This is a genomic window from Streptomyces sp. NPDC059142, assembly GCF_042755665.1.
GTDB lineage: Bacteria > Actinomycetota > Actinomycetes > Streptomycetales > Streptomycetaceae > Streptomyces.
The window spans coordinates 19,035-29,622 of record NZ_JBHZDA010000085.1 but is presented as its reverse complement, the minus strand read 5'-3'; the positions used below and the strand labels follow the sequence as shown (position 1 = coordinate 29,622).

Annotated in this window: 9 protein-coding genes; 7 read left to right on the top strand and 2 right to left on the bottom strand. The window is 69.2% G+C overall.

The window, feature by feature from the left end; translation table 11 throughout:
- Positions 1–447 precede the first annotated feature (447 nt).
- Both ACFXPK_RS25525 and ACFXPK_RS25520 read right to left on the bottom strand, forming a co-directional pair.
- Positions 448–900: a lamin tail domain-containing protein gene (locus ACFXPK_RS25525; RefSeq protein ID WP_385078945.1), complete on the bottom strand. Its 453-nt coding sequence runs from the start codon at positions 898–900 to the stop codon at positions 448–450.
- A 547-nt stretch (positions 901–1,447) separates the two neighbouring features.
- Positions 1,448–2,026: a hypothetical protein gene (locus tag ACFXPK_RS25520; RefSeq protein WP_385002089.1), complete on the bottom strand. Its 579-nt coding sequence runs from the start codon at positions 2,024–2,026 to the stop codon at positions 1,448–1,450.
- A gap of 116 nt (positions 2,027–2,142) precedes the next feature.
- Here ACFXPK_RS25520 and hemL point away from each other — a divergent pair, with 116 nt between their 5' ends.
- From hemL to ccsB, 7 genes are all read left to right on the top strand, one after another.
- Entirely contained in the window at positions 2,143–3,486 is a 1,344-nt protein-coding gene (gene hemL, locus ACFXPK_RS25515; RefSeq protein WP_385002086.1) for a glutamate-1-semialdehyde 2,1-aminomutase, read from the top strand.
- Positions 3,483–4,190, top strand: a complete 708-nt coding sequence (locus ACFXPK_RS25510; protein ID WP_385002083.1) for a histidine phosphatase family protein — start codon at positions 3,483–3,485, stop codon at positions 4,188–4,190. Before hemL ends, ACFXPK_RS25510 begins: the two co-directional genes overlap by 4 nt.
- Before the next feature lie 354 nt (positions 4,191–4,544).
- Positions 4,545–5,810 carry a hypothetical protein gene (locus ACFXPK_RS25505; RefSeq protein ID WP_385078942.1) on the top strand — a complete coding sequence of 422 codons (1,266 nt, stop codon included), beginning with the start codon at positions 4,545–4,547 and terminating at the stop codon, positions 5,808–5,810.
- 308 nt (positions 5,811–6,118) lie between these two features.
- Positions 6,119–6,739: a TlpA family protein disulfide reductase gene (locus ACFXPK_RS25500; protein WP_385002077.1), complete on the top strand. Its 621-nt coding sequence runs from the start codon at positions 6,119–6,121 to the stop codon at positions 6,737–6,739.
- A gap of 4 nt (positions 6,740–6,743) precedes the next feature.
- Positions 6,744–7,541 (top strand): cytochrome c biogenesis CcdA family protein, encoded by a 798-nt coding sequence (locus ACFXPK_RS25495; protein ID WP_385078940.1) that lies wholly within the window; start codon positions 6,744–6,746, stop codon positions 7,539–7,541.
- A 4-nt stretch (positions 7,542–7,545) separates the two neighbouring features.
- Positions 7,546–9,402, top strand: coding sequence for a cytochrome c biogenesis protein ResB (locus ACFXPK_RS25490; protein ID WP_385078937.1), 1,857 nt, complete (start codon positions 7,546–7,548; stop codon positions 9,400–9,402).
- Positions 9,399–10,490 (top strand): c-type cytochrome biogenesis protein CcsB, encoded by a 1,092-nt coding sequence (gene ccsB, locus ACFXPK_RS25485; RefSeq protein ID WP_385002068.1) that lies wholly within the window; start codon positions 9,399–9,401, stop codon positions 10,488–10,490. Before ACFXPK_RS25490 ends, ccsB begins: the two co-directional genes overlap by 4 nt.
- The last annotated feature ends 98 nt before the right edge of the window (positions 10,491–10,588 follow it).

Sequence of the window (10,588 nt, the reverse complement as noted above, 5' to 3'; positions counted from 1 at the left end):
GTGGGGGCGGGGGGGGGGGGGGGGGGGGCGGGGGGGGGGGGGGGGGCGCGGGTACCCCCCCCCCGCCCCGACATGTAAGGCCCCGGATCCTCCGGCAAAACCCCTGATGAGAGCCGTGATCAGCCCCCTGCCGGTGGCCGGGTGCGGCCACCTGCCCGGAACGTCGCCCCTACCGCGACCATCTGAAGGCACCCGCGCGCCCCGGCACCCGCCGTCCCCCGGGACACCCGGCGTGATCTTCCCCCGAGCCACGACACGAGGCCCCGCCGACCGGCACGCCCTCCGCCGAAGTCCCGTACGGAAGCGCCCTTTACGCGGGACGCCTTCCTGTACACAGCAATTTCCGACGCCCTTTCCGGGCCCGCGACCCCCGCCACGGACGCTCCGGTGCCGCACTCCACCCGGCCGCCGCGACGGACGGACGGAGTGCGGCGAGCCCCGGAAGGATCAGCACATCTTGTAGTCGACCTTGGTGGAATTGTACGAACAGGTGTCCGCCTTGGTGCCGTTCGCCTTCTTCAGCGTCGCGGTGTCCTTGTCGTTGTTCCACACGTAGGCCGCGCGGTTCTGGTACCGGTTGGTGGCGGTGTCCTTCCCCTTGCCGGTGCGTACGGTCACCGTCTTCCCCTTGCCGAGGCTGTACGTACCGAAGACGTACTTGTGGTTCGCCGCGTCGACGAGGGTCCAGCCCTTCAGGGAGACCGCCTTCGACGTCGTGTTCCTGATCTGCACGTACTCGGCGTTCAGGGACGCGTTGGAGCGGTTGTCCGTACCCGGCGAGTCGTAATAGATCTTGTACAGATGCACGGAGCCGGCCGCGGCCTGCGCCTGCGTCGGCAACAGGACCACCCCGGCGACGACCGCCAGAGCGGCGGCGGTGAGCGTGCGGGTGCAGCGCATGAGCAATCCCCCATTGATCTCAGGCCGGGCACCCCCCAATGGCAGCCCGGCAGACGCACAGACTATGTCGACCCGCACGCCCTGGTGTGTTTTTCACGAAATCAGAGACACGCCGCGCATGGCCCCCCACGGAACAACTGGCGCACCACAGCCCCTCCCGACAGGACGGCCCCCTCGGGCGACAACAGGACTGCCCCGGACGGGAGATGAAGGCGCGTCGCCTCCCCGTTCCACCCGACGGATTCGGCCTGCTGATGGCGATCAGGCGCCGCTGCGCATCGCGCGGAGCTGTGCTCTCGAACTCCTCGCGTCGAAGGTTGAGGCTGCGGGCTGATCACCGGCGAGGCTGGGATCCGGTCAGGGAAAATCCCGAGGCGATGGCGGCCGACATGACCGGTTGCGAACTCACCACAGCGAAGAAGTTGGTCCGACCGTGACCGAGCCAGGCTCAGCGCGTGCCCTCAAGGGCCCGGCCCCCTGACGGCCCTACCAGTACATGACGAGGGCGGAGCCCGAAAGCCCCGCCCGATCTGCATGTGATCCCGGTTCAGGGCCACACCAGGCAGTACGGCTGGTGTCCGTTCTCGTGGAGGCGGATCGAGAAGTCCTGCCATTCGTGGAGCAGTTGGTAGACGTTGTACGCGTCCTTCGGGCCGCCCCGGTCCGGGACCGTCGACCAGATGAAGGCCGCGGCGCCCACCGATTCCTCGCCGATGCCCCGGAGGGGGTCCACCACCGTCATCGGGAGTTTCACGACCGCGTAGTCCGGGTGCAGGACGACCAGTTCGAGCGGGGGGACCTTGTGCAGGGGCATGCCCTGAATGCCCGTCAGGACCATCGCCGCTATCGTCTCGGGCTTGATCTTGGTGAACATGCCGCCCATGCCCAGCTCGTCGCCGCCCAGTTGCTCCGGGCGCATCGAGATGGGAACGCGGGCCGCCGTGGCTCCGTCGGGCGCGCCGAAGTACTTGTAGGTCACCCCCACCCGGCCACCACTCCTGATTTCCGGAGCTTCCTCGCGGCGCGCCTCGCGCTCGTGGCGCTCGCCGCGTCGGTGTTTCCCTCGCCGGGCAGGCTCGGGACCCAGGTCGTCTGTACCCTCGCCCAGTCCGCCACCGCGATGCATATCTCCACCCGACCACTCGCAGCCCCGGCCGCGCAACCCGATCATCGTGACAGTGACCTCCCCCACGAACGCCCCGTGAAACACCTGTCCGCAGATACGTCCGAGCCTCTGACACCATGGATTGCGTGAGCTTCCCCTATGACGCCCCAGTTTCGCAGACACTCTTTGACCGTGCGGCCCTCGTGACGCCCGGAGGCGTGAACTCTCCTGTCCGCGCCTTTCGCGCGGTGGGGGGTACGCCCCGGTTCATGGTGTCCGGTAACGGTCCATACCTCATCGATGCGGACGGTCGCGAATATGTCGACCTCGTATGTTCCTGGGGGCCGATGATCCTCGGACATTCCCACCCGGAAGTGATCGCGGCCGTGCAGGCCGCCGTCGCGCGCGGTACCTCCTTCGGTACGCCCGGTGAGGGTGAGGTCGCGCTCGCCGAGGAGATCGTGGCCCGGATCGCGCCCGTCGAGCAGGTGCGGCTCGTGTCCTCCGGTACGGAGGCGACCATGTCGGCCATCCGGCTCGCCCGCGGGTTCACCGGGCGGGCGAAGGTCGTGAAGTTCGCCGGCTGCTACCACGGGCATGTCGACGCGCTCCTCGCCGCCGCCGGCTCCGGGGTCGCGACGTTCGGGCTGCCGGACACCCCCGGGGTGACCGGCGCGCAGGCCGGGGACACGATCGTCCTGCCGTACAACGACCTCGACGCCGTGCGCCGGGCCTTCGCCGCGTACCCCGGTGAGATCGCGTGCGTGATCACCGAGGCGTCCCCGGGCAACATGGGCGTCGTACCGCCGCGCGACGGGTTCAACGCCGGGCTCAAGGAGATCTGCGCCGCCGACGGCGCGCTGTACATCTCCGACGAGGTGATGACCGGATTCCGTACGTCCAAGGCCGGCTGGTACGGCGTCGACGGGGTCGCGCCCGACCTGATGACCTTCGGCAAGGTCATGGGCGGTGGCTTCCCCGCCGCCGCGTTCGGCGGTCGCGCCGATGTCATGGGGCGGCTCGCCCCCGCCGGGCCCGTCTACCAGGCCGGCACGCTCTCCGGGAACCCGGTCGCCACCGCCGCCGGTCTCGCGCAGCTCCGGCTGCTCGACGACGCGGCGTACGAGAAGGTCGACGCGGTCTCCGAGCAGATCCAGGGGCTCGTGACGGCCGCGCTGAACAAGGAGGGCGTCGCCCACCGGGTGCAGACGGCGAGCAACATGTTCTCCGTCTTCTTCACGGCCGACGAGGTACGTGACTACGAGGGGGCCAAGCGGCAGCAGTCGTTCCGCTTCACCCCCTTCTTCCACTCGATGCTCGCCGACGGCGTCTACCTGCCGCCGTCGTCCTTCGAGTCCTGGTTCGTCTCCACCGCCCACGACGAGCGGGCCGTCGAGCGGATCGCCGCCGCGCTGCCCGCCGCCGCGCGCGCCGCCGCCGAAGCCACGGACCCCGACACCCGGCCGGAGAGTGCCGCATGAGTCAGAGTGCAGGGAACAGCGCAGCGAACGGTGAGGAGATCACCGTCGTCCATCTGATGCGCCACGGGGAGGTGCACAACCCGGACGGCGTCCTGTACGGGAGACGCCCCGGCTACCACCTCTCGGAGCTGGGGCGCCGTATGGCCGACCGGGTCGCCGAGCACCTCGCCGAGCGCGACATCACCCATGTCGTCGCCTCCCCGCTGGAGCGGGCGCAGGAGACCGCCGCGCCGATCGCCAAGACGCACGGGCTGACCCTCGACACCGACGGCCGGCTGATCGAGGCCGCGAACGTCTTCGAGGGCAAGACCTTCGGTGTCGGTGACGGCGCGCTGCGGCGCCCCGCCAACTGGAAGTACCTCACCAACCCCTTCCAGCCGTCCTGGGGCGAGCCGTACGTCGACCAGGTCGTCCGGATGGTGGGCGCGCTGACGGCGGCGCGGGACGCGGCCCGGGGCCACGAGGCCGTCTGCGTCAGCCATCAGCTCCCCATCTGGATCGTGCGCAGCTTCGTCGAGCGGCGCAGGCTCTGGCACGACCCGCGGCGCCGGCAGTGCACCCTCGCCTCCCTGACGAGCTTCACCTATCAGGGCGACAAGATCGTCTCGGTCGGCTACTCCGAGCCGGCCCGCGATCTCGTACCGCCGCATCTGCTCGCGGGTGCCAAGCCGGTGAAGGGCGGGGCCAAGGCGTTCGGGGCCTGAGGCGCGTCGGTGGCGCAGGCCCCGTGCTCGTCGGCCGGCCTTTCGCCGGATCGGCCCTGGGATCGGTCCGGCTCCTGTCCGGATCCGGTTCGCCGCCGGGTCAGCTCCCTGGGCAGGTCCGGTTCCTGGTCAGGTCAGGGTCAGGTCAGGTCAGGTCCGGTCCGGTTCCTGGCCGGGGCCGGGGCCGGGCCGTCCTCGGTGGCTGAGGACGTGATTGTCACAGTCACTGTTACGCATGAAAAAGTGTGACAAGTTTAGGAACCTTCGCGTTCGGTAGCAGCTCCTATGAGTTGCCGCTTGTAGGACTTTATGAGCGGCGTACATACGGACGAACGAGCGCGGATGGGATCTGTAATGCGCCACATGAGTCGGAGGAGTCTGCTCGGAGCCGGGATGGGGGCCGCCGCCGCGATGGGTGTCGCGGCCTGTTCCGCCGGTCACGCGTCGCAGGGGAGCGGCGCGGGCAAGGCCGGTGGCGGGGACGCGAGCGGGCGTCCCACGCCCGAGGACGTCAGGCTCATCGGGGACGGTTCCACCTCCGACACCGGGAAGCAGCCCCACCAGCCGAGCGCGCCGGTGCCGCTGGAGCCCGGTCAGACCCCGCCGCAGTTCGTGATCTTCTCCTGGGACGGGGCGGGCGAGGTCGGCAACGGCCTCTTCCCGCGCTTCCTGGAACTCGCCAAGGACCACGGCGCGGCGATGACCTTCTTCCTCTCGGGGCTCTATCTGCTGCCCGAGTCGAAGAAGACGCTCTACCGCCCGCCGAACAATCCGGTTGGCGCCTCCGACATCGGGTATCTCACGGACCCCCACATAAAGGACACCCTCAAGAACGTCCGGCAGGCGTGGCTGGACGGCCATGAGATCGGCACCCACTTCAACGGGCATTTCTGCGGCGGCACCGGCACCGTCGGCAACTGGACCCCGGAGCAGTGGCGCAACGAGATCGACCAGGCCGTCTCCTTCGTCACGCAGTGGCGTACGAACACCGGCTGGACCGATCTCGACCCGCTGCCCTTCGACTACCACAAGGAGCTGATCGGCGGCCGTACGCCGTGTCTGCTCGGCCAGGAGAACCTGCTGCCCACGGCCCGGAAGCTGGGCTGGCGGTACGACGCCAGCTCGCCCGGCGGCACCCAGGTCTGGCCGGACAAGCTCGGGGGGATCTGGAACTTCCCGCTCCAGGCGGTTCCTTTCCCCGGGCATTCCTTCGAAGTCCTCTCCATGGACTACAACATGCTCGCCAACCAGTCGAAGAACTCGACCAACGGAATGACCTCCCGCTATCCGGAATGGCGCAAGCAGGCGGCCGAGGCATATCTCGCCGGATTCAATCGCGCGTACGAGACGAACCGTGCGCCGTTCTTCATCGGGAACCATTTCGAGCAGTGGAACGGCGGCATCTACATGGACGCCGTGGAAGAGGCCCTGAAGGGCATGGCGGGCAAGAAGGACGTACGGCTGGTGTCGTTCCGCCAGTTCACCGACTGGCTCGACGTCCAGGACCCGGCGGTGCTCGACCAGCTCCGTTCCCTCGGCGTCGGACAGCAGCCGGCCGGCGGCTGGAACACGTTCCTGAAGGCACCCGGGGCCTCCGCCGGCACGTCCGCCCGCGGCTGAGGGGCCGGAGGGAACCGTCGGAAACGCCCCGGCCTCGGGTCTCGCCTCGGATCCGGCCGGGGCCCGGCCCGTGCCTCGACCCCGGTCTTGAACCCGGCCCCGATCCCTGCTTTGGCCCCGGTCTTGATCCCTGCCTCGATCCCGGTCTCGAAACCGGTCTCGGTCCCGGTCTTGAAACCGGCCTCAGTCCTGGACTCGATCCCGGCCTTGATCCCGGTCTTGGCGTCGGCCGAAAACTTTACTTCGGGCTTTACGGGCATGAAGGGGGGTGCCCAAGATCCTCGAATCGCCCATGCGAAACTTTTCACATGAACTCAGGCCGCGCCCCACGACGCCGTTCTGACCGCCGGCTCCGCACCGTCCTGCCTCTCGTCGCCGCTGCGTCGGCGATGACGCTCACGGCCTGCGGCAGCGGCGGCCAGTCCGGCGGCGGCGGTGACACCAACTTCGTGACCAACACCGGCGGCGTCTCCACCGTCGCCGCGGGCGAGCGTCAGCCGATCAAGAAGATCGCGGGGGAGACCCTCGAAGGCGAGCAGCTCGACGTGGCCGACCTCAAGGGCAAGGTCGTCGTGCTGAACGTCTGGGGGTCGTGGTGCCCGCCCTGCCGCGCCGAGGCCCCGCACTTCGCGAAGGTCGCCAAGGAGACCGCGTCGAAGGGCGTGGAGTTCGTCGGACTCAACACCCGGGACCCCAACAAGGGCCCCGCCCTCGCCTTCGAGAAGGACTACGGCGTCGAGTACCCGAGCCTGTACGACCCGACGGGCAAGCTCATCGTCAGCGGCTTCCCCAAGGGCAGCCTGAATCCGCAGTCCATCCCCTCCACCATCGTGCTCGACCGGGAAGGGAAGATCGCGGCGCGCTCACTGATGGCGCTCAACGAGGAGAAACTGCGGAAGATGATCGACCCGCTGATCGCGGAGAAGTGATCCCGTGCAGTTTCCCCAGGCCGACACCCTCGCCCAGGCCCAGTTCCTCGCCGAGGCGACCGGCAGGAACGAGACCGTCTTCAGCGGGGCGCTGCTGATCGCCCTGCCGATCGCGCTGCTGGCCGGGCTGGTCTCCTTCTTCTCCCCGTGCGTCCTGCCGCTCGTACCCGGTTACCTCTCGTACGTCACCGGCGTCAGCGGCACCGACCTGGCGGACGCCCGGCGCGGCCGGATGCTGGCCGGAGCCTCCCTCTTCGTCCTCGGCTTCACCGCCGTCTTCGTCTCGGGCGGGGCGCTCTTCGGCTACTTCGGCAGCACGCTCCAGGAGTACCGGGACACCCTCTCCAAGGTGCTCGGTGTGCTCATGATCGTCATGGGCGCGTTCTTCATGGGGCTGATGCCCTGGCTCACCCAGCGCGAATTCCGCTTCCACCGGCGTCCGATGACCGGCCTCGCGAGCGCCCCCCTGCTGGGTGCGCTCTTCGGGATCGGCTGGACGCCCTGCCTCGGTCCGACGTTCTCCTCCGTCAACGCGCTGGCGTTCGAACAGGCGAGCGCCGGTCGCGGGGCCATACTGACCGTCGCGTACTGCCTGGGTCTCGGAGTGCCGTTCATCCTCGGCGCGGTGGCCTTCCGCAAGGCGCTCGGCGCCTTCTCCTGGATCAAGCGCCACTACACCTGGGTGATGCGGATCGGCGGCATCATGATGATCGCGACCGGTCTGCTGCTGCTGACCGGCGCGTGGGACAGCATCGTGCAGGCGACGCAGACCTGGTCCAACGGCTTCACGGTGGGGATCTAGTTCCATGAGCAAGGCGTCCACGAGCGGGAAATCCATGAGCGACACCGAGACCGACAGCAGCACCGACAGCAGCACCCACAGCGGCACCGACAGCGGTGCCGGCGCCGACAGTGACACCGCCACCGGCGCCGACAGCGAGACCGGCACCGACAGCAGCACCGACAGCGGCACCGGGAGCGAGGCCGACGCCCGTGAACTCGGCGCCGCCGGCTCCCAGCTCTCCACCGCCCCCCGCGAGGAGCGCTACGACACCCTCGTCGGGGGGCCCACCCTCGGGATCATCGGCTGGGCGCGCTGGTTCTGGCGCCAGCTCACCTCCATGCGCGTCGCGCTGATCCTGCTCTTCCTGCTCTCCCTCGGCGCCATCCCCGGCTCCCTGATCCCGCAGGACAGCGTCGACGAGCTGAAGGTCCAGGACTTCAAGGACCGCCACGAGACGCTCGCGCCGGTCTTCGACAAGCTCCAGCTCTTCCACGTCTACAGCTCGGTGTGGTTCTCCGCGATCTACATCCTGCTGTTCATCTCGCTGATCGGCTGCATCGTCCCGCGCACCTGGCAGTTCGTCGGCCAGTTGCGGGGCCGCCCGCCGGGCGCGCCCCGGCGGCTCGACCGGCTGCCCGCGTACACGACCTGGCGCACCACCGCCGAGCCCGAGGCCGTCCGCACCGCCGCGCTCGCCATCCTGAAGAAGCGCCGCTTCCGCGCCGAGGGCGCCGGTGACGCCGTCGCCGCCGAGAAGGGGTACCTCCGCGAGGCGGGCAACCTGGCCTTCCACATCGCGCTCATCGTGATGCTCCTCGCCTTCGCCGCGGGGCAGCTCTACAAGTCCGAGGGCGGCAAGCTGGTCGTCGAGGGCGACGGCTTCGCCAACACCCTCACCCAGTACGACGACTTCAGGTCCGGCTCGCTCTTCGACACGAACGACCTGGCGCCGTTCAGCTTCCGGCTCGACAAGTTCATCGGTACGTACGAGCGCAGCGGACCACAGCTCGGCACGCCCCGTACGTACGAGGCGAACGTCCACTACACCGACGGCGCCGACGGCGAGGAGCGCAAGTCGGTCATCAAGGTCAACGAGCCGCTGGTGGTCGACGGCTCGAAGGTCTATCTGATCGGGCACGGGTACGCGCCCGTCGTCACCGTCAGGGACGGCCGCGGCGAGGTCGTCTTCAACGGCGCCGTCCCGCTGCTGCCCATCGACAGCAACGCCTCGTCCACGGGCGCCATCAAGGTGATGGACGGCTACCGGGACAAGAACGGCAAGAAGGACCAGCTCGGTTTCGCCGCGTTCTTCGTGCCGACGTACGGCGGCGGCGAGGGCGGCGCGACCAAGATGTTCTCGCGGTTCCCCGCGCTCGACTTCCCCGTGCTCAACGTGGGCGCGTACCACGGCAGTCTCGGCGTGGACGCCGGAGTGCCGCAGAACGTGTACCAGCTCGACACCCGCAAGATGAAGGCGTTCAAGGACGCCAAGGGCGAGCTGTTGAAGAAGACCCTGCTGCCCGGTGAGAAGCTCACCCTGCCGGACGGCGCCGGATCGATCACCTTCGAGAAGGACGTCAAGGAGTGGGCGACGTTCCAGATCTCGCACCAGCCCGGCGACGGCTGGGCGCTCACCGGGGCGATCGCGGCCATCGCAGGACTGGCCGGATCGCTCTTCATCCAGCGGCGCCGGGTCTGGGTCCGGGCCGTACGGGGCGCCGACGGCGTCACCGTGGTCGAGATGGCGGGCCTCGGCCGCAGCGAGTCCGCCAAGCTCCCCGAGGAACTGGCCGAACTGGCCGGCACCCTCCATTCAGAGGCGCCCAGCGCGCCTGCACCCGCACGTGAGACTGCCGAAGTCGAAGGGGCTGAGAAGTGACTCTCGCCGCCGCAGCAACCAACGAAAGCCTGGCGCAGACCAGTAACGTCCTGATCTATTCGGCCATGGCCGTCTACCTGCTCGCCTTCTTCGCCCATATCGCCGAGTGGCTGTTCGGCAGCCGCAGCAAGGTCGCCCGTACGGCCGCCGCGCTGACCGGCGACGCCAAGGGCACCGCGGCCACCTCCGTACCGGTGGAGGTCAAGCAGCAGGGCGGCGCGACCGCCGTCCTGGAGCGGCCGAAGATCATCACCCGCTCCGCCTCCGGGGTCCGCGACATCCCGGACGGTCCCGGCGCGGCGGGCGGCGATGCGCAGGGCGACCTGTACGGCCGGATCGCCGTCTCCCTCACCGTCCTCGCCTGGGTGGTCGAGGCGGCGGGGGTGGTCACCCGCGCGCTGTCCGTGCAGCGGGCGCCGTGGGGCAACATGTACGAGTTCAACATCACCTTCTCCACGGTGGCCGTCGGGGTGTACCTCGGCTTCCTCCTGCTGAAGAAGAACGTCCGCTGGCTCGGCCTGCCGCTGATCACCACGGTCCTGCTCGACCTCGGCCTCGCGGTCACGGTCCTTTACACCGCGAGCGACCAGCTCGTACCGGCCCTCCACTCGTACTGGCTGTGGATCCACGTCTCCACCGCGATCTTCTGCGGCGCGGTCTTCTACGTCGGCGGGGTCGCCACGCTGCTCTACCTCTTCCGGGAGCGGTACGAGTCGAAGCTGGCCGCCGGGCTCACGCCGGGCGCCTTCGCCACCTCCGTGATGGAGCGGCTGCCCGCCTCGGCGACGCTCGACAAGTTCGCGTACCGCGTGAACGCCGCCGTCTTCCCGCTCTGGACCTTCACCATCATCGCGGGCGCGATCTGGGCGGGCGACGCGTGGGGCCGCTACTGGGGCTGGGACCCCAAGGAGGTCTGGTCCTTCATCACCTGGGTCGCCTTCGCCGCCTACCTGCACGCGCGCGCCACGGCCGGCTGGAAGGGGCGCAAGGCCGCCTATCTGGCGCTGATCGCCTTCGGCTGCTGGCTCTTCAACTACTACGGCGTCAACATCTTCGTCTCCGGAAAGCACTCGTACGCGGACGTCTAGACGCGTTGTTCCGAGGTGGCCCCGCAGGCGGGACCCCGGAACAGCTCGTCCAGCCCCCCACCGTACGAAGAGGCGCCCCGCGCGGATCACTTCCGCGC